Genomic DNA, 17,497 nt, shown 5'->3' with positions numbered 1-17,497 from the left:
CACTGCACGCTAGTGGATGTTGTGGCGGGGGACGGCGAGATAGTCCGGGGAGTTTCCGTCGGAATACTCGCGAGTAACCGACGGATACTCCCCGGACTATGTCGAACTCCTGGTCAGTTGGAAGGCGGCTGAGACCCCACGACCCACATCGAGAAGAACTGCGAACCGCCGCCGTAGGCGTGGCCGAGGGCACGGCGGGCACCGTCGACCTGGTGCTCTCTGGCTCGACCCCTGACCTGCAGGGCGGCCTCGGCGAAGCGGAGCATCCCGGAGGCGCCGATGGGGTTGGAGGAGAGGACGCCGCCGCTCATGTTGACCGGCAGGCTCCCGCCGATCGCGGTCTCGCCGGCCTCGGTGAGCTTCCAGCCCGATCCTTCCGCGGCGAAGCCGAGGTTCTCGAGCCACATCGGCTCGAACCAGGCGAACGGCACGTAGATCTCGGCGCAGTCGATCTCGCGCGCCGGGTCGGTGATGCCGGTCGCCTTCCACAGCGCCGCTGCGGCGTCACGGCCGGCCTGCGGGTTGACCTGGTCGCGCTCGGCCGCCGAGGTGGGCTCCGAGCGCATCACGGTGCCGTGGATCCAGGCCGGCGCGTCGTACGTCTTGGCGACGTCCTCGGCGGCGATCACCATCGCGCAGGCGCCGTCGGAGGAGGGGCAGGTCTCGTCGTAGTGGATCGGGTCCCAGAGCATCTGTGAGGCCAGCACCGACTCGACGGTGGTGCCCTCGTTGTGGAGGTGTGCGTAGGGGTTCTTCAGTGCGTTGTTGCGGTCCTTGGCCGCGACGATCGCGCCGATGTGCGAGGGAGCGTCGGCGCGGCGGATGTAGGAGCGTACGTGCGGAGCGAAGTAGCCGCCCGCGCCGGCGTGCACGGGCATCACGAACGGGATCGGCACCGAGAGCGCCCACATCGCGTTGGACTCCGACTGCTTCTCGAAGGCCACGGTGAGCACCTTCTTGTGGACGCCCGCTTGCACCAGCGAGGAGGCGACGATGGCGGTCGAGCCGCCCACCGAGCCGGCGGTGTGCACCCGGAGCAGCGGCTTGCCGGCCGCGCCCAGCGCCTCGGCGAGATAGAGCTCGGGCATCATCACGCCCTCGAACAGGTCCGGCGCCTTGCCGATGACGATGGCGTCGACCTCGTCGAGGGACAGTCCGGCGTCCTCGAGTGCGCGGTCCATCGCCTCCCGGCACAGCCCGGCCATCGAGACGTCCTCGCGCTTGGCGCGGTGGTGGGTCTGGCCGATCCCGATCACGGCCGCGGGAATCTTGCTCACTTGGCTCTCCCGTTCTCTTCTGCTTCCATCACGCATACCAGGTTCTGCTGCAGTGCCGGCCCGCTGGTCGCATGACCGAGCACCTTGTCGGCGCTGCCGTCCCAGATCCGCTTGGCGGCCTCCCCGATCCGGATCGTCCCGGCGCTGAACATCGGGTTGGCGGCGAGCGCTCCACCCGAAGGACTGACCTGTACGTCGCCATCCAGCCCGAGCGCGGAGCGCAGGACGAGCTCCTGGTGGCTGAACGGCGCGTGCAGCTCGGCGACCTGGACACCGGCGGTCCCGCCCGCGGCCGCGGCGGCCCGCTCGGCCGATCCGGAGACGGTCAGGTCGCGGGTGCCGAGGTGGAGGCCGTCGGAGCTGTGCGCGATCCCGCTGATCCACGCCGGACGCTCACGGACGTCACGAGCGCGGTCACCGGCGGCGAGCACGATCGCGGCAGCGCCGTCGGTCACCGGCGCGCAGTCGTGCTTGCGCAGCGGGTCGGCGAACATCGGCCGGGCGAGCAGCTCGTTCACCGAGGAGCCTCCGGCCCGGACGGCGTACTCGTTCTTCTCCGCGTCCGTCAGTGACCGGTTGACGACCTCTGCCAGCGCGGCCTCGTCCCAGAGTCCGGCGTCGAGCCCGAGGCGAGCCTGGAGCGCGGCCAGGGACACGGTGTCGGGCCACAGCGGTGTCATCGTGTAGGGGTCGAGCTGCATCGACAGCGTCCGGCGCAGCACACCGGCCGACGCCTTGCCGAAGCCGAAGACCAGTGCGGTGTCGACCTCGCCGGTCTGGATCTTGATCCAGGCCTCGTAGAGCGCCCAGGCGGCGTCCATCTCGACGTGCGACTCGTTGACCGGTGGCAGCACCCCGATCGCGTCGATCGCGCTCACGAACGAGAACGAGCGACCGGCCAGGTAGTCCGAGGAGCCGGAGCACCAGAACCCGATGTCCTTCTTCGTCCATCCCGTCTGCTCATAGCACTCGGCCAGGATCGGCACGAGCAGCTCGGCCATGCTCGGCGACCCGTCGAAATCCTTCATCTGTCGCTGGGCGAACCCGACGACGGCAACGTCTCTCACTGAGCGCTCCTCACAGGTGGTGCTTGTAGCTGTCGAAGTCCGCGTCCGGCTCATCGGTCGGCGCGAAGTGGCTGATGTTCTCGATGCTGGTGACCCACTCCTCGCGCGGCTTCCAGACGGCCTTGACCCGCATCCCCATCCGGACCTCATCGGCCGGGATGTCCAGGATCAGGTGCTGCAGCGCGATGTCGGCGCCGTCGAGGAGGACGTACGCGGAGACGTACGGCGGCTTGATCTTCTGCCCGAGGAAAGGGACGTTGACGACGCAGAAGGTGGTCACCGTGCCGACGTGGGAGAGCTCGATCTCCTCCGCGGTCGGCACGCCGTCGGTCGGGCAGGCACCGCGCGGCGGGACGTAGACCTTCTGGCACCTCGGGCAGCGCTGGCCCAGGATCCGGCCCTCGGCCAGGCCGCGGAAGAACGAGGACTCCTCCGGGGAGGCCGCGTAGTTGTAGTCGAGGCTGACCGGTGTCACGATCCCGGTCACGTCGTCGACTGTGTTGGTCTCGACACCGCTCGCTGCGCTCGCGGGTCTGAACGAAGTGGCCCCGACCAGCGTTTCGGCGCTGGTCGAGCCGCCGGAGCCGCTAGGCGGAGGCGTGCCGAGACCAACAGAGTCGGGTACGAACGTGAGGTCTGTGACCGCCCCGGTCCGCTCCTCGGCCCACTTCACGCGGACCTTCATCCCGGTCTCGATCTCCTCGGGGGAGGCGACGTCGACGGCGTGCAGCCAGGGGACGTCGGCGCCGTCGATGGTGATCAGGGCGTACGCGAACGGCCTGTCGAACGGTTGCCCGGCTACGGGCTCGCTGACCCATGTCCAGGAGGTGACCGTGCCGGTGTCTGGGAGCTCGACGAACTCGGTGACGGCCTGGTGGCTGATCGGGTCGTACTCGGGTGGCGGGACCGCGACCCGACCGTCGCTGAGGCGGCCGCCGACGACGGTGGCGTCCCTCAGGCCGGTGAAGAAGCGCCCTAGCACCGGGCCGGTGGATCTGGTGTAGTCAAAGGCGACCGTCACGGGCGCCTGCAAGGTGCGACTCATGACAGAAAGTGAAACACGTTCTAGTATTGCCCACAACCTTTACGTGTCTAAGGAGTCGATGAGAGTGAAGCTGGGGCTACAGCTGGGCTATTGGGGCGCACAGCCACCGACCGGGGTGGGCGAGCTGGTCGCCGCCGCCGAGGAGGCCGGGTTCGACGCGATCTTCACCGCGGAGGCCTGGGGGAGCGACGCGCTCACGCCGCTGGCCTGGTGGGGCCGGGAGACCTCCCGGGTCCGCCTCGGCACCTCGATCGTGCAGATGTCGGGACGCACCCCGACCTCGATCGCGATGCACGCGCTGACCATCGATCATCTCTCCGGTGGCCGGTTCGTCCTCGGGCTCGGGGTGAGCGGCCCGCAGGTGGTCGAGGGGTGGTACGGCCAGCCGTTCGGCAAGCCGCTGGCCCGCACCCGCGAGGTCGTCTCGATCATCCGCCAGGTGCTCGCCCGCGAAGCGCCGGTCACCAACGACGGACCGCACTACCCGCTGCCCTTCGTGGGCGAGGGCTCGGTCGGGCTCGGCAAGCCGCTCAAGTCGATCGTGCACCCGCTGCGCTCCGACATCCCGATCTGGCTCGGCGCGGAGGGCCCGAAGAACGTCGCCCAGACCGCCGAGATCGCCGACGGCTGGATCCCGATCTTCTACACGCCCAGGTCTGCCCCGATGTACGCCGACTGGCTCGCCGAGGGCTTCGCGCGCCCCGGCGCGCGGCGTACGGAGGACGACTTCGAGATCGCCGCGACCTGCCATCTCCAGGTCGTCGCCGACGCGGAGGAGAAGCAGGCCGCGCTCGACGCGATGAAGCCGTTCGTGACCCTCTACATGGGCGGCATGGGCGCCAAGGAGCAGAACTTCCACAACCAGGTCTTCGAGCGGATGGGCTACGCCGACCTCGCCGGCAAGGTCCAGGCCCTCTACCTGACCGGCGAGAAGGCGAAGGCCACCGCGCTCATCCCCGACGAGCTCGTCGACGACCTGCACATCATCGGCACCGAGGGCGAGGTACGCGAGAAGGCGGCGCAGTGGGAGGAGACCGGTGTGACCACGCTGCTGCTGAGCCTCGGCTCGGCCGCCGAGGTCCACCGCATCGCCGAGGTGCTCGGGTGACAGCAGTCCCGGTGGGGAAGACGTACGCCGTGACCGGCTCCGCCTCGGGGATGGGAGCGGCGGTGGTCGAACGGCTGGTCGCCGCCGGGAATCGCGTCATCGCCGTCGACATCGCCGAAGCCGACCCTTCGACAAGCTCAGGACATCGCGTCGTCGCGGACTTGTCGACGCCGGAGGGCCGCCGAGCTGCCGTCGAGAAGGGGCTCGCCGCCTGCGGCGGCCGGCTCGACGGGGCGGTCCTGGCGGCCGGCCTCGGCCCGGCGCCGGGACGCGAGCGACCCTCCCTGATCACGCAGGTCAACTACTTCGGCGTCGTCGAGCTCCTCCAGGGGTGGCGCGAGGCGCTGGCCGCCACCGGGCACGCGAAGGTCGTCGTCTTCGGCAGCAACTCGAGCACGACGATGCCGCTGATCCCGAGCCGGGGGGTGGCGGCGCTGCTCGCGGGCGACGCGGAGCGGGCGCTGAAGGCGTACCGGATCTTCGGGAAGACCGCGCCGGCGATGGCCTACGGCGGCTCGAAGGTCGCCGTGACCCGCTGGGTGCGGCGGCGTGCGGTCGAGCCGGAATGGGTGGGCGCCGGGATCCGGCTCAACGCGATCGCGCCCGGAGCGGTGCTGACGCCGCTCCTGGAGAGGCAGCTCTCGACCCCGGAGGAGGCGAAGGCGATCAGGTCGTTCCCGGTCCCCGCCGGCGGCTACGGCGACCCGGGGCTGCTCGCCGACTGGGTGATCCACATGCTCGGCCCGGCCGCGGACTTCATGGTCGGCAGCGTCGTCGTGGTCGACGGTGGCACCGACGCGTGGTTCCGGGCCGACGACTGGCCGCGGCCGGTGCCCGCCCGGCGACTGCGGGGCTATCTGCGCAGGATGCGCGAGTTCAGGAAGGTGCGCCCGTGACTGAATCCACGGCCGGCGCCACGACCGATCCGCTCGCGCCCGCGACCTTGGGACCGGTGACGCTGCGCAACCGGGTGATCAAGGCGGCGACCTTCGAGGGCGCCTCGCCCGGGGCGCTGGTCTCGGACCGGCTCATCGACTACCACCTGGCCGTCGCCGAGGGCGGTGTCGGGATGACCACGGTCGCCTATCTCGCGGTGGCCCCGGAGGGGCGTACGCATGCCGACTGCATCTTCTGGCGACCGGAGGCGCTGGCCGGACTGCGACGGCTGACCGACGAGATCCACAAGACCGGCGCCAAGGTCTCGGCCCAGATCGGCCACGCCGGACCGGTGGCCAACGCCAAGTCCAACGGCGCGCCGTCGCTGGCGCCGGCGCGGTCGTTCAACGCGCTCGGGATGGCGTTCAACCGAGCCGCCACAGCGGAGGACCTGGCGCGGGTCGTCGAGCAGCACGCTGACGCTGCCCGGATGGCGGTCGAGACCGGGTTCGACGCGATCGAGGTGCACCTCGGCCACAACTACCTGCCGAGCTCCTTCCTGAGCCCACGGCTGAACCCGCGCACCGACGAGTTCGGCGGTTCGTTGGTCAACCGCGCCTCCTTCCCGCGCCGCATCCTGGCCGCCGTCCGGGAGGCGGTCGCCGAGGTCGGTGGCGGCCGGGTCGCGGTGCTCGCCAAGATGAACATGCGTGATGGCTATCGAGGCGGGTTCGATCTGCCCGAGTCGGTCGAGCTCGCTCGTCTCCTGGAGTCCGACGGTCACCTCGACGCGCTCGAGCTCACCGGCGGCTCCTCGTTCATGAACCCGATGTATCTCTTCCGGGGCGAGGCGCCCTACCGCGAGATGGCGGCGAACATGCCGCTGCACCCGGTGATCCGGATGGGCATGAGGATGGTGGGGAAGGGGTTCTTCAAGGAGTACCCCTACAAGCCGCTCTACTTCCTCGACAGCGCCCGCGAGTTCCGCCGCGCGCTCACGATGCCGTTGGTGCTCCTCGGTGGGGTCACCGACCTGTCCGGGATGCGCACCGCCATGGACGAGGGTTTCGACTACGTCGCGATGGCCCGCGCGCTGCTCCGCGAGCCGGACCTGGTCAACCGGCTGCGGGCCGACCCCGCGACCGTGTCGGGGTGCACCCACTGCAACCTGTGCATGTCGACCATCTATCCGGGGACCCACTGCCACCTCGACACCGGGTCCGCTGCGGGGCGAGGCCAGGATCGAGTCGAGCGAAGGTGTGAAGTCGGTCGTACGCGGCCGGCTGCTGACCCGGCCGGCCGACGGCTCGGAGCCGGTGCTGTGCGTCGAGGCCGAGGGGATCTTCATCCTGCCGCGGTGGGCACGCGAGGCGATGGCTGCCGCGGACCGGGACCACGTCGGCGACGCCTGATCGGAAGCAGCGATCCGGGCCTCCTAACCTCTAGAACACGTTCTAGTTTCGCGGTAAGGTGCCGCCATGGATACCAGCCGCATCGGTCCCCACAACGGTCATCTGATGGTCTCGGCGCTGGAGCGCCACAAGAGCCGTCCGATCATTCATCTCGGTGAGGTGAGCCTGACCGGGGGAGAGGTCGCGGCGCGGATCAGCCAGTACGTCCAGGCGTTCGAGGCGCTCGGTGCCGGCACCGGCACGGCGACCGCGCTGCTCGCGCTCAACCGCCCCGAGGTGCTCTTCATCCTCGGCGCCGGCCAGACCCAGGGATTCCAGCGCACGGCGCTGCACCCGCTGGGGAGCGCGGAGGACCAGGCGTACGTCATCAACGACGCCGGGATCACCGGGCTGGTCATCGACCCCTACTTCGCCGATCGAGCGGTCGAGCTGCTCGAGCTCTGCCCGGATCTCAAGCAGGTGCTCACCATCGGTCCCGTGCCTCCGCAGCTGGCCGACGTCGGCGTCGACCTGGTCGCCGCGGCGGCGACCTACCCGGTCGAGCCCCTCCGGGCCAGGCTGCTGCCGCCGGACCACGTCACCTCGATCACCTACACCGGCGGCACGACCGGGAGGCCGAAGGGTGTGATCGGGCTGTCCGGGTCCTTCGCCACGATGACCCAGGTGCAGCTCTCGGAGTGGGAGTGGCCCGAGGCTCCCCGCTTCCTGATGTGCACGCCGCTCTCCCACGCCGGCGCAGCCTTCTTCGTCCCGGTCGTGATCAAGGGCGGCACGCTGTTCGTGCTCCCGAAGTTCGATCCGGCCGAGGTGCTGGAGACGATCGAGCGGGAGCGGATCTCGTCGCTCATGGTGGTCCCGACGATGCTCTACGCCCTCCTGGACCACTCCGACTCCCGCACCCGCGACCTCTCCTCGCTCGAGACCGTCTACTACGGCGCCTCCGCGATCAACCCGGTGCGCCTGGCCGAGGCGATCGAGCGGTTCGGACCGATCTTCGCGCAGTACTACGGCCAGTCCGAGGCGCCGATGGCGATCACCTACTTCGCCAAGGGCGACCACGTCGACGCCGACGGCAAGCCGCTCACCGGCCGTCTCACCTCCTGCGGTCGCCCCTCCGCACTGGTTCGGACGGCTCTGCTCGACGCCGACGGAGAGCCCGTCGCTCCCGGCGAGCCCGGCGAGATCTGTGTCGCCGGCCCGCTGCTCTCCGGTGGCTACTGGCAGCTGCCAGAGGTCACCGCAGAGACGTTCCGCGACGGCTGGATGCACACCGGCGACGTGGCCCGGGAGGACGAGGACGGCTTCTGGTACATCGTCGACCGCACCAAGGACATGATCGTCACCGGCGGCTTCAACGTCTTCCCTCGCGAGGTCGAGGACGTCGTCGCGACCCACCCCGCCGTCGCCCAGGTCGCCGTGATCGGCACCCCGCACGAGAAGTTCGGCGAAGCCGTCACAGCGGTGGTGGTCCCACGCCCCGGGGCTGCCCTCTCCGACGAGATCGTCGCCGAGATCCAGGCCCTGGTCAAGGAGAAGAAGGGCTCGGTGCACGTGCCCAAGTCGGTCATCGAGGTCGACGCCATCCCGATGACCGCCCTCGGAAAGCCCGACAAGAAGGCGCTCCGCGCCCGGTTCGCCTAGATCAGGATCCCTCCCTCACCGGGTGGACCTCGTCTGCGACCAGGCCGTGCGCGTCACGGTGCACTCCGTTGGCGGCCTCGGCGTCCGGCGCCTCGACCAAACAGAAGATCTTTCCGCCGGCCTCGTCGACCCAGTAGCGCAGGTACGCGACCCCGCGACCTTCCTGGGTGGCGAGGTCGGCCTGGTGTGCCTTGGTGACGTCATCGATGCTGACGCCGCCCTTGATGGTGTGAACGTCCATGAAGAGAGCCATGGTCTGCTCCTCGGGTGGTTGGCGGGTGACTCCCGCCTCTCGGCTCGACGCTAAGCGCCGCGTCACCCGGTGCTGGGTCACGCCCTCAACACCCCTGCATTTGGGGAGGTTCCTGCTTGTCGGTGTAGCGCGCCACATACCGAAGGTGGGTCACCCCGCGGCCCGCGAGGCGTCGGGTCGGCTCGAGCTCGACGGGCCCGACGCCGTCGTCGGGGAAGAGCCGCCTCCCGGCGGCGAGGTGCTCCCGGTAGACGTCCGGAGCCCGGCCGATCCGACGCCCTGACCCTGGCGGCCCCCGCTACGACGGGCGCCCACCTGTTCCTGGTCCTGTGCCGCGCGCTGCTGCCGCGGATGCTGCCGGGTCTCAGCGGCCCTTGAACTCCGGCTTGCGCTTCTCCAGGAAGGCCTTGGGGCCCTCCTTGGCATCCGCGGAGGCGAAGACCGCGGCGCCGACCTTGGCGTCGTCCGCCCAGCACTCCTCTTCGTGCTTGCCCTCGGAGTCGCGCATCGTACGCAGGATCGCCTGCACCGCGAGCGGTCCGTTGGCGGCGATCATGTCGGCGAGCTCGTGGGCCTTCTCGAGTGCGGTGCCGTCGGGGACGACGTGCCCGATGAGGCCCAACTCCTTGGCCTCGGGGGCGAGCAGCGTACGTCCGGTCAGGAGCAGCTCGGCGGCGACGGTGTAGGGGATCTGGCGGGGGAGCCGGACCGCGGAGCCGCCCATCGGGTAGAGCGACCAGCGAGCCTCGGCCACACCGAACTTGGCCGACTCGCCGGCCACCCGGATGTCGGTGCCCTGCAGGATCTCGGTGCCGCCGGCGATGGCGGGGCCCTCGACAGCGGCGATCAACGGCTTGGTGAGCCGGAAGCCCTTCAGGAGCCCCTTGAGCACGGTCGGGTCGAAGCCCTCGTCGAAGGACTCCGAGGGCGGCTTCTCGTCGGCCGCCTTCAGGTCCATGCCGGCACAGAAGTAGCCGCCGGCGCCCGTCAGGATGCAGACCCGGATCTCCGGGTCGGAGTTCACCCGGTCCCAGGCGTCCTCCATGATCCGCAACATCTCGGAGGAGAGCGCGTTGCGGCGCTCGGGACGGTTCATCGTGACGATGAGCTTGTGGCCGTCCTGCTCGACGATCGCGTGAGGTGCGGCCTCGGCCGAGGAACCGGCGGAAGATTCTGTGATCGGCATAACACCAGACCCTAGCGGAAAACTGAAACGTGTTCTAGTCTCGCTCCATGGCGCTGAACCTTGCTGACCTCTTCGAACACGCCGTCGACGCCGCGCCCGAGAAGGTGTCGGTCCAAGTCGGCGACCGCAAAGTGACCTACGCAGAGCTCGAGCGTGAGTCCAACAAGCTGGCCCACTACCTGGCCGGCCAGGGGATCGGGAAGGGCGATCACGTCGGGCTCTACTCCAAGAACTCGGTCGAGCACGTCGTCGCCCTCCTCGCGATCCTCAAGATCCGTGCTGTGGCGATCAACGTGAACTTCCGCTACGTCGCAGGCGAGCTGGAGTACCTCTTCGAGAACGCCGACCTCAAGGCGCTGGTCCACGACCGTGTCTACGCGCCGCTGGTCGCCGAGGTCGCCCCCAAGGTGGCGGGGCTGAAGACGTTCGTCGCCGTCCCCGACCCGCTCGAACCCCACGACGACTCAGACCTGAGCCCGTTCGGCGGTGTCACGCTCGAGGAGGCCCTGGCCGGGCAGTCCGACGCCCGGGACTTCGGCGAGCGCAGCCCGGACGACATCCACGTCATCTACACCGGCGGCACCACCGGTTTCCCCAAGGGTGTGATGTGGCGCCACGAGGACTTCTGGCGTGTGCTCGGTGGTGGCATCGACTTCATGACGGGCGTCCCGTTGGAGGAGTACGACCAGTCCAAGCAGGCCGCCGGCGACGGTCTCACCACCCTGCCGCTGAGCCCGCTGATGCACGGCGGCGCGCAGGCCTCGCTGCTGATGCACCTCTTTGCCGGCCAGGTCACGATCCTGGAGCCCAAGTTCGACCCGGTACGCACCTGGGAGATCGTCGATCGCGAGCAGGTCCAGATGATGTTCATGACCGGCGACGCGATGGCGGTGCCGCTCATCGACGCCTACGAGGCGGGTCCCGGCGACGGAGGGAGCTTCGACGGCCAGTCCCTGTTCGCCATCGCCTCCAGCGCCGCGATCTTCTCCAAGTCGGTCAAGGAACGCTGGATGAGGCACTTCCCGAACGCCGTCTTCACCGACTCGATCGGCTCGACCGAGACCGGCTTCCAGGGCACCGGCCTTCAGGACGCCTCCGCGCTCTCGACCGACGGGCCGGTGGTCACCGCGGGGGCGCACACCGCCGTGATCGGCGACGACGGCCACCCTCTCGATCTGGCCACGGACGTCGGCAAGATCGGCCGCACCGCCCGCAAGGGCCACGTTCCGGTCGGCTACTACAAGGACCCCGAGAAGTCGGCGAAGACCTTCGTCGAGATCGACGGCGAGCGTTACGCGATCCCGGGCGACTACGCGCGGATCGAGACCGACAACCGGCTCACCCTCCTCGGGCGAGGATCCAACTGCATCAACACCGGCGGCGAGAAGGTCTACCCCGAAGAGGTCGAGGCCGCCATCAAGGCGCACCCCGACGTCTACGACACGCTCGTCGTGGGGATCCCTGACGAGCGCTACGGCCAGGCCGTCGCCGCGGTCGTCCAGACGCGGCCGGGCGTGACCCTCGAGCTCGAGGACCTGCGTACGTTCCTGCGGGCTCACCTGTCCGGCTACAAGCTTCCGCGCGCGCTGACCAACGTCGACGAGGTGCCCCGCAACGCCACCGGCAAGGCCCAGTACCCCAAGGCCAAGGAGATCGCCCTCGCCACCCTTCGACAAGCTCAGGACACCGCCCAGGCGAGCGTGGAAGGAGCAGAGGCATGATCCGTACGGCACTGTGCGAGGCATTCGGGATCGACTACCCGATCTTCGCCTTCACCCCCTCGGAGCACGTGGCCGCGGAGGTCTCCAAGGCCGGCGGCCTGGGCGTCCTGGGCTGCGTACGCTTCAACGACGCCGACGAGCTCGACCGCACCCTGACGTGGATGGACGAGAACACCGACGGCAAGCCCTACGGCGTCGACATCGTCATGCCGATGAAGGTGCCGACCGAAGGCACCTCGACCGACCTGTCCGCCTACATCCCCGCGGAGCACACCGAATGGGTCGACAAGGCCCTGCTGTCGATGGGGGTGCCCCCACTGCCGGAGGGGGAGGGGCGCGAGGGAGTGCTCGGCTGGCTGCACTCGACCGCCCGCTCGCACGTCGACGTCGCGCTGCAGCACCGGCCGGTGCTGATCGCCAACGCGCTCGGCACCCCGCCCAACGACGTGATCGAGAAGGCGCACGAGCGCGGGATCAAGGTCGCCGCGCTCGCCGGCGCTCCGAAGCACGCGGTGTCGCACGTCGCCAACGGCGTCGACATCATCGTCGCCCAGGGCTACGAGGCCGGCGGGCACACCGGCGAGATCGCCTCGATGGTGCTGCAGCCCGACATCGTCGACGCCGTGGGCCCCGACGTACCGGTGCTGGGTGCCGGTGGGATCGGCTCGGGGCGGCAGATCGCCGCGTCCCTGGCGCTGGGCGCACAGGGCGTCTGGACCGGCTCCATCTGGCTCGGGACGTCGGAGTATCGCAACCTCAACACCCACGCCGGCTGGGAGAGCGCCTTCACCCGCGCCACCTCCGCCGACACCCGCCGGATGCGGATCTACACCGGCAAGCCGGCCCGGCTGCTGAAGTCGAAGTGGACCGACGCCTGGGAGGCCGAAGGCTCACCGGCACCGCTGCCGATGCCGCTGCAGAACCTGCTCGTCTCCGACGCCCACAACCGCATCAACGCCGCCGGGGACCCTGACGTCGTCGCGATGCCGGTCGGGCAGATCGTCGGCCGGATGAACGAGGTGCGTCCCGTCGCCGAGGTCATGGCCGACCTCATCGCCGAGTTCGAGGCCACCGTCAAGCGTCTGGACGCGATCTCGGAGGGATAGACCGCGACATTCACGAAGGCGCCGGCTCGGAGGACCGAGCCGGCGCCTTTTCTCATGCCCGCGTCACTGCCGCGTTACAACGCTGCGCTATCGCACATGATGGTGGCTGGCCCGGCTGACGCACACCGCGACCCCCGCCCGAGAGGGGAGCACCCTGACAGGATGGACGCGTGACGATCTCGAGCTATGTACGTGAAGGACTCACCTTCGATGTGATCGACTCCGGCCCCGCCGACGGCGACCCGGTCGTGCTCCTGCACGGCTTCCCGGAGCGGGCTACCTGCTGGCGAGAGGTGTCGCCGATCCTGCACGATGCCGGCTTCCGGACCATCTCCCCGGACCAGCGCGGTTACTCGCCCGGCGCCAGGCCGCGTACGCGCCTCGGCTACCGGGCCGGCGACTTGGTCGAGGACGTGGTCGCGCTCATCGACGAGATCGGTCGCCCGGTGCACCTGGCCGGACACGACTGGGGGAGCGCGGTCGGCTGGGGAGTGGCGGCCAAGCGGCCCGACCTGGTCCGCAGCTGGACCGCGATGTCGGTGCCGCACCCGGTCCCGTTCGCGCGGTCGATGAAGGGTCCGCAGCTGCGCAAGTCGGCCTACATGGCCTTCTTCAACATCCCGTTCCTCCCCGAGCTGATCTCCGGCCGCAACGGCCGGATGGAGCGGATGATGCGGGGGAGCGGCTGGGACGACGAGGACGTCGTTCGGTTCCGTGAGGAGATCGTTGACCACGGCGCGCTCCCCGGCGCCCTCGGCTGGTACCGCGCCCTCCCGCTGGCTCCGCGGGTCGGCCGGGTCTCGGTCCCGACGACGATGCTCTGGAGCGATGGCGACGTCGCCATCGGCCGCTCCGCGCTGGAGGGCAACGAGCACTCCGTCACCGGCCCCTATGAGTTCGTCGAGCTCGCCGGGGTCAGCCACTGGATCCCCACCAAGGCCCCGCGGGAGGCCGCCGACGCGATCCTCTCGACCATCGCCGAGACACAGCGGCCATGAGCGCAGACCGAGGCCGTCTGGCGCGCCATGCCGCGGTCGGCGGGGTCGCGGCCGCCGCTGGCGCGCTGGCCGGCATCGGGCTGATGGTCCTGCTGTTCTCGCCGGCCGTGCACTTCTTCGCCGGCCAGATCGAGGTCGAGGACGCGGACACGGGCTCGGCGGTGGGCGACGCCCTCGCGGGCGGCTTCGGGGCGCTGGGAGCAGTGCTCGCAGCGGTGTTCTTCGCGGCCGTCGCGCTCCTCACCCTCGTGGCGGTGATGCCGATGGCGACCATGGCTCTGGCGCTTGGGGTCGCTGGGTACGAGCGCACCTGGCTCGCGGTGCTGTTCGTGCTGCCGCTTGCCGGGGTGGGGTTCTTCGGGGTCGGCCAGCTGTTGCCGGGGTCGGTCCCGTGGTGGTTCTGGCCCGCGATCGTGGCGCTAGCAGCGGCATTGGCGGTCTGGCTCGCCGACGTCGTACCGGCACGCCGTGAGCGGGCGGGGCAGCGGGAAGGTGGATGACCCGGCTCAGCCGGCCCCGGTTTCGCCGACTGTCGGAGAGGTCGGCCTGGGGGTGGTGTCGCGGGCGCCGATCGCCCGGCTGACCCCGTCGATCGCAGAGCGGATCATCTCGCCGTACGGACCGGAAGGCAGGGTCGCGAGGCGCTCCTCGGCTCTGTCGATGTGATCTGCGGCGGCTTCGAAGGCAGCCAGGCGGCGAAGGTTGTCGGCGATGTTGAGGTGCAGGCTGGGGTAGAAGCCGGCGGCCTGAAGGCTCGCATCGTGCTCCTGCGCGCGCTGGTCCGTGAGCGCATCGGCGGCATCGAGGGCACGTACGTCCCAGACCAGCGCTTCGGCCGGGTCGGCGTAGAGGTCGGCGAGGTAGTGGGTCAGGGTGCATCGGTGGAACGGATCTCCCAGCACCCCGACCTCCCGCCAGATCGTGAGCAGCTCCTCCCGCGCCCTGTTGACGTCGCCTTCGCGGCCAAGGGTCACAGCAGCGGTGATGGCGGTCATCGTCGGGTCAGCGGCAGGCGTCGTGGTCATGCCCCGATACTGAGGCTTCGAGCGGCTTGAAGGTCAAAGACTTGAGTACGCAGACTCATCACCCCGTGCTCCGGAGACGCGAGACTCGTCGCATGCTCGCCTCCGACCGTCGACTCAGCGCCCGCTCACGCCTCGCCCACCTGCCCTGGTTCGCCTTCACCACTGCCCTGGCGTCCCTGGTGGCCGCCTACGCTCTGGGCAGCCTGGCCATGAACTGGCTCGATGTCTATCTGGTCTTCTTCGGCGAGCAGCCTGAGGTCGAACCGGCGAACATCGTCGCCTACCGGGTCTGGGGTGCGATCGCGTTGGTGGCGATCGCGTCCGGTGTGGTCGCGCATCTGCTCAACCGGCGTAGGCGAGTGCTCGGCACGGTCTGGCAGACGCTGATGGTCGTCGTCGGCACCGCGCTGGTCTTGGTTTGCTACATCCCCGGTGCGGTGGATCTGCCGGACCCCGAACCGGTGGAGGACGGCTACAGCGCCCCGCCCTGTTACTCCGGCGGTGACAACGACGAGTGCGTAGGAGGATGACTACGAGCGGCTCTGTGAAGCACGCCAGAGCGCAGCGGCAAGCCACAGCGCCGAGACCGCGACGAGTACGCCCCAGACGATCCGCCCCGCCTGCGGGAAGAAGAACTGGGGAAGCATGATGACCAGGAGAGCGGCGAGCGGGACCGCGCTCCAACGGGGCAGTGAGGCCGAGCGCCAGACCGCGATCGACGCGAGCACGGCGGCGACACCGACGAGCAGCAGCCCGATCGCGAAGACGGTCACCGCGGTCGGGTCGAGCCGGAAGTCGTTGCCCACGTCGGTCAAACTGGGGTCGCCGTCGACCAGCGCCCGCTCGCCGATGGCCTTGAGGCCGTAGGTCTCGGCGCCATAGTAGGAGATGGTGAGGCCGGAGCCGATGTAGCCGACGACAGCGGCGAGATGCGCGGTCCTCTCCTGTGGGGTGCCGTCCAGGAAGCCGCGGATCGCGCCATACCCGAGCGGGATGAGAATGAGACCGACGATGGCACTGATGTGCGCGACACTCCACCCGACGGAGGCCCACGACGCAGCCCCGTCCAACGTGGTCTCATCGGCGCGTGGCGCCACGGCCTCATAGACGGCAAAGAGGATGCCTGCGATCGCGAACGCGACGGCACCCATCCGAGTGCGGTAATCGGTAGAGACGTCGGGGACGGTCACGGCGGAGCTCCTCAGGCGAGTCGGTGAGAGCAGTGCTCTCAATTGAGAGCGATGATGACACGGATTCGCCCGCGCCGCTCACGATTTTGAACCGGCGTCCATCAAAGACGATCGAGCCGACGCTTCGCGTGTGCTCGATAGGCCAAAGCGCTATCGCACATTCTTGCCGCACTTGCCGCGATACCGCATAGACAACCGAAGCCAATAGGGGCACGGTCTGGCAAGGCCGGGGCGCCGGGTGTGGCTTGGGCGGCAACCTCTACGTTCGCCTGGTGAAGCGGATGTCGCCGTTGGGTAGGCGTTCATGGACGTACGCCGGGTCGTGGGCACGGTGGTGGTGGTGACTGCAGAGCAGCGTGGCGTTGTCGAGGTCGGTGGGTCCGCCTTGTGCCCAGGCGAGCCAGTGGTGGGCTTCGGCCCAGGTGCCGGGGATGTCGCAACCCTCTGCCTCACAAGTCGCTGATCGCAGGAGGAGCGCACGGCGTTGGGCGGCGGTGAAGAACCGCTCCTTGCGGCCGAGGTCGAGGACCTCGGAGGCGCCGCCGAGGACGACCGGGATGATGTTCGCGGTGCACGCGAGGCGTCGGGCTTCAGCCGCGGTGATCGGGCTGCCGCCCACGATGGTGCCGATGCCGGTCTCGGTGCGGAGTTGGTCGAGGTCGATGGTCACGATCACCGTGGTCGCATCGCCGCCGTGGATCGGCAGCCGGGTCGGGTCGAGGGTCTCCAGCATCTGACAGAAGGCACGTCCGAGCCGTCGGGCGTAGGGCAGGTACTCGCCGGTGTCGGTGCGGGTGCCGTCATCGCGTCGCGGGGAGGCGAAGGCCTCCAGGTTGGTCGCCAGCCGATCCGCGGCCGCGTCCGGGACCACCGCCGAGATCCGGGTGGTCCCGTCACCAACGCGGCGCATCGTGAGCCGGGTCTTCTTCCTAGCGTGGGCTTCCTCGGCCGCGAGCCGTTTGGCTTCCTCGGCCTCGGCGATCTCAGGGGCGATGACGTCCAGGATCCGGCGTCCCACGCGGCGTAGCCGGGTGGGGTCGAACTGGGTCGCGTAGGCGACCATCGCCTCTTCTGCCTTCACACGGATCTCGGGGTCGAGATCGGCAGGCAGGTCGTCGAGGGCCGCGACGATCACCTGTGCCTGCGCCGAGTTGCAGTCCCCGGCGCGCATCGCTGCCGCGACCCGGCCATAGGTGCGGTCCAAGGCGTGCGCGAGCCGGAGGTCGTCGCGCAGGGCCTCGGGGCGCTGGTGGGTGTGGTGATGCAGCCACGCGGCCACATCACGAACCGCGCTGTCCGCCGCTACGTCATCGGCAGCCGCGATCACGCGTAGCTCGAGCTCGGCCAGCTGGGCTTTCGCCCGCGCGATCTCGACCAGCGCCGCGGCTTTCTGATCGGTCGCCATGAACGTGGGGTTCACGTCCGCGACCTCATCGAGAGAGCCGGTGATCGCGACGACGGCCGCCAGCACAGGATGCTGGGGCTGCTGCAGCGTGCTCATCGCGATGGTCACCTCCCGACGTACGAACTCAAAGGATCCGCACACACGCAGATCCGGCTTTGGTTCGCTGGTCCCGGAGGCCCGCCAAATA

At 69.5% G+C, this 17,497-nt stretch carries 18 protein-coding genes; 10 read left to right on the top strand and 8 right to left on the bottom strand.

The window, feature by feature from the left end:
- Positions 1-113: 113 nt before the first annotated feature.
- Genes ABZZ22_RS08515 through ABZZ22_RS08505 form a run of 3 tightly spaced genes read right to left on the bottom strand, consistent with a single transcriptional unit; the run spans position 114 to position 3,389 of the window.
- Positions 114-1,277: a thiolase domain-containing protein gene (locus ABZZ22_RS08515; RefSeq protein ID WP_354929245.1), complete on the bottom strand. Its 1,164-nt coding sequence runs from the start codon at positions 1,275-1,277 to the stop codon at positions 114-116.
- Positions 1,274-2,344 carry a thiolase domain-containing protein gene (locus ABZZ22_RS08510; protein ID WP_354929242.1) on the bottom strand — a complete coding sequence of 357 codons (1,071 nt, stop codon included), beginning with the start codon at positions 2,342-2,344 and terminating at the stop codon, positions 1,274-1,276. Before ABZZ22_RS08510 ends, ABZZ22_RS08515 begins: the two co-directional genes overlap by 4 nt.
- Positions 2,345-2,354: 10 nt before the next feature.
- Positions 2,355-3,389, bottom strand: a complete 1,035-nt coding sequence (locus ABZZ22_RS08505; RefSeq protein ID WP_354929239.1) for an OB-fold domain-containing protein — start codon at positions 3,387-3,389, stop codon at positions 2,355-2,357.
- Positions 3,390-3,447: 58 nt separating this feature from the next.
- Between ABZZ22_RS08505 and ABZZ22_RS08500 the strand changes: the two genes are divergently transcribed.
- Genes ABZZ22_RS08500 through fadD8 form a run of 4 tightly spaced genes read left to right on the top strand, consistent with a single transcriptional unit; the run spans position 3,448 to position 8,426 of the window.
- Positions 3,448-4,497: an LLM class F420-dependent oxidoreductase gene (locus ABZZ22_RS08500; RefSeq protein ID WP_354929236.1), complete on the top strand. Its 1,050-nt coding sequence runs from the start codon at positions 3,448-3,450 to the stop codon at positions 4,495-4,497.
- A complete protein-coding gene (locus ABZZ22_RS08495) occupies positions 4,494-5,393 on the top strand; it encodes an SDR family oxidoreductase (RefSeq protein ID WP_354929233.1) in 900 nt (299 codons plus the stop codon). The genes ABZZ22_RS08500 and ABZZ22_RS08495 overlap by 4 nt, the downstream gene beginning before the upstream one ends.
- A complete protein-coding gene (locus ABZZ22_RS08490) occupies positions 5,390-6,943 on the top strand; it encodes an NADH:flavin oxidoreductase (RefSeq protein ID WP_354929230.1) in 1,554 nt (517 codons plus the stop codon). The genes ABZZ22_RS08495 and ABZZ22_RS08490 overlap by 4 nt, the downstream gene beginning before the upstream one ends.
- On the top strand, positions 6,852-8,426 hold the full coding sequence (fadD8, locus tag ABZZ22_RS08485; protein WP_354929227.1) for a fatty-acid--CoA ligase FadD8: 1,575 nt from the start codon (positions 6,852-6,854) through the stop codon (positions 8,424-8,426). The genes ABZZ22_RS08490 and fadD8 overlap by 92 nt, the downstream gene beginning before the upstream one ends.
- A 1-nt stretch (position 8,427) precedes the next feature.
- Here fadD8 and ABZZ22_RS08480 read toward each other — a convergent pair whose 3' ends face one another.
- Positions 8,428-8,679: a DUF4242 domain-containing protein gene (locus ABZZ22_RS08480; protein WP_354929224.1), complete on the bottom strand. Its 252-nt coding sequence runs from the start codon at positions 8,677-8,679 to the stop codon at positions 8,428-8,430.
- Between the two features lie 145 nt (positions 8,680-8,824).
- Here ABZZ22_RS08480 and ABZZ22_RS08475 point away from each other — a divergent pair, with 145 nt between their 5' ends.
- The gene (locus ABZZ22_RS08475; RefSeq protein ID WP_354929221.1) at positions 8,825-8,962 is read left to right on the top strand and encodes a hypothetical protein; all 138 of its coding nucleotides are present in this window, start codon (positions 8,825-8,827) and stop codon (positions 8,960-8,962) included.
- 81 nt (positions 8,963-9,043) lie between these two features.
- On the opposite strand, the gene ABZZ22_RS08470 is transcribed toward ABZZ22_RS08475, so the two are convergent.
- Entirely contained in the window at positions 9,044-9,865 is an 822-nt protein-coding gene (locus ABZZ22_RS08470) for a crotonase/enoyl-CoA hydratase family protein (RefSeq protein WP_292644252.1), read from the bottom strand.
- A 47-nt stretch (positions 9,866-9,912) separates the two neighbouring features.
- Between ABZZ22_RS08470 and ABZZ22_RS08465 the strand changes: the two genes are divergently transcribed.
- The 4 genes from ABZZ22_RS08465 to ABZZ22_RS08450 all read left to right on the top strand — a co-directional run bounded on the left by ABZZ22_RS08465 (position 9,913) and on the right by ABZZ22_RS08450 (position 14,190).
- Positions 9,913-11,586 carry an acyl-CoA synthetase gene (locus ABZZ22_RS08465; protein ID WP_354929219.1) on the top strand — a complete coding sequence of 558 codons (1,674 nt, stop codon included), beginning with the start codon at positions 9,913-9,915 and terminating at the stop codon, positions 11,584-11,586.
- On the top strand, positions 11,583-12,692 hold the full coding sequence (locus ABZZ22_RS08460) for a nitronate monooxygenase family protein (RefSeq protein ID WP_292644254.1): 1,110 nt from the start codon (positions 11,583-11,585) through the stop codon (positions 12,690-12,692). The genes ABZZ22_RS08465 and ABZZ22_RS08460 overlap by 4 nt, the downstream gene beginning before the upstream one ends.
- Before the next feature lie 170 nt (positions 12,693-12,862).
- Entirely contained in the window at positions 12,863-13,690 is an 828-nt protein-coding gene (locus tag ABZZ22_RS08455; protein WP_354929216.1) for an alpha/beta fold hydrolase, read from the top strand.
- Positions 13,687-14,190: a hypothetical protein gene (locus tag ABZZ22_RS08450; RefSeq protein WP_354929213.1), complete on the top strand. Its 504-nt coding sequence runs from the start codon at positions 13,687-13,689 to the stop codon at positions 14,188-14,190. The genes ABZZ22_RS08455 and ABZZ22_RS08450 overlap by 4 nt, the downstream gene beginning before the upstream one ends.
- Positions 14,191-14,196: 6 nt before the next feature.
- Here the strand turns inward: ABZZ22_RS08450 and ABZZ22_RS08445 are convergent, their stop codons facing one another.
- Positions 14,197-14,715: a hypothetical protein gene (locus ABZZ22_RS08445; RefSeq protein WP_354929210.1), complete on the bottom strand. Its 519-nt coding sequence runs from the start codon at positions 14,713-14,715 to the stop codon at positions 14,197-14,199.
- Positions 14,716-14,807: 92 nt separating this feature from the next.
- Here ABZZ22_RS08445 and ABZZ22_RS08440 point away from each other — a divergent pair, with 92 nt between their 5' ends.
- Complete coding sequence (locus ABZZ22_RS08440; RefSeq protein WP_354929207.1) at positions 14,808-15,245, top strand: DUF6234 family protein; 438 nt, start codon at positions 14,808-14,810, stop codon at positions 15,243-15,245.
- Here the strand turns inward: ABZZ22_RS08440 and ABZZ22_RS08435 are convergent, their stop codons facing one another.
- Entirely contained in the window at positions 15,246-15,905 is a 660-nt protein-coding gene (locus tag ABZZ22_RS08435) for a hypothetical protein (RefSeq protein ID WP_354929204.1), read from the bottom strand.
- A gap of 259 nt (positions 15,906-16,164) precedes the next feature.
- The gene (locus ABZZ22_RS08430) at positions 16,165-17,406 is read right to left on the bottom strand and encodes a DUF222 domain-containing protein (RefSeq protein ID WP_354929201.1); all 1,242 of its coding nucleotides are present in this window, start codon (positions 17,404-17,406) and stop codon (positions 16,165-16,167) included.
- Positions 17,407-17,497 lie beyond the last annotated feature (91 nt).

This window comes from Nocardioides sp. NPDC006273 (assembly GCF_040613495.1).
Lineage (GTDB): Bacteria > Actinomycetota > Actinomycetes > Propionibacteriales > Nocardioidaceae > Nocardioides.
This window is presented reverse-complemented; position numbering and strand designations above follow the sequence as displayed.

Excerpts from the sequence above, each read along its gene's own strand:
- ABZZ22_RS08430 (WP_354929201.1), bottom strand. The coding sequence starts at position 17,406 with ATGAGCACGCTGCAGCAGCCCCAGCATCCTGTGCTGGCGGCCGTCGTC.
- ABZZ22_RS08460 (WP_292644254.1), top strand. The coding sequence starts at position 11,583 with ATGATCCGTACGGCACTGTGCGAGGCATTCGGGATCGACTACCCGATC.
- ABZZ22_RS08470 (WP_292644252.1), bottom strand. The coding sequence starts at position 9,865 with ATGCCGATCACAGAATCTTCCGCCGGTTCCTCGGCCGAGGCCGCACCT.
- ABZZ22_RS08440 (WP_354929207.1), top strand. The coding sequence starts at position 14,808 with ATGCTCGCCTCCGACCGTCGACTCAGCGCCCGCTCACGCCTCGCCCAC.
- ABZZ22_RS08450 (WP_354929213.1), top strand. The coding sequence starts at position 13,687 with ATGAGCGCAGACCGAGGCCGTCTGGCGCGCCATGCCGCGGTCGGCGGG.
- ABZZ22_RS08465 (WP_354929219.1), top strand. The coding sequence starts at position 9,913 with ATGGCGCTGAACCTTGCTGACCTCTTCGAACACGCCGTCGACGCCGCG.
- ABZZ22_RS08480 (WP_354929224.1), bottom strand. The coding sequence starts at position 8,679 with ATGGCTCTCTTCATGGACGTTCACACCATCAAGGGCGGCGTCAGCATC.
- ABZZ22_RS08505 (WP_354929239.1), bottom strand. The coding sequence starts at position 3,389 with ATGAGTCGCACCTTGCAGGCGCCCGTGACGGTCGCCTTTGACTACACC.
- ABZZ22_RS08445 (WP_354929210.1), bottom strand. The coding sequence starts at position 14,715 with ATGACCACGACGCCTGCCGCTGACCCGACGATGACCGCCATCACCGCT.
- ABZZ22_RS08500 (WP_354929236.1), top strand. The coding sequence starts at position 3,448 with ATGAGAGTGAAGCTGGGGCTACAGCTGGGCTATTGGGGCGCACAGCCA.
- fadD8 (WP_354929227.1), top strand. The coding sequence starts at position 6,852 with ATGGATACCAGCCGCATCGGTCCCCACAACGGTCATCTGATGGTCTCG.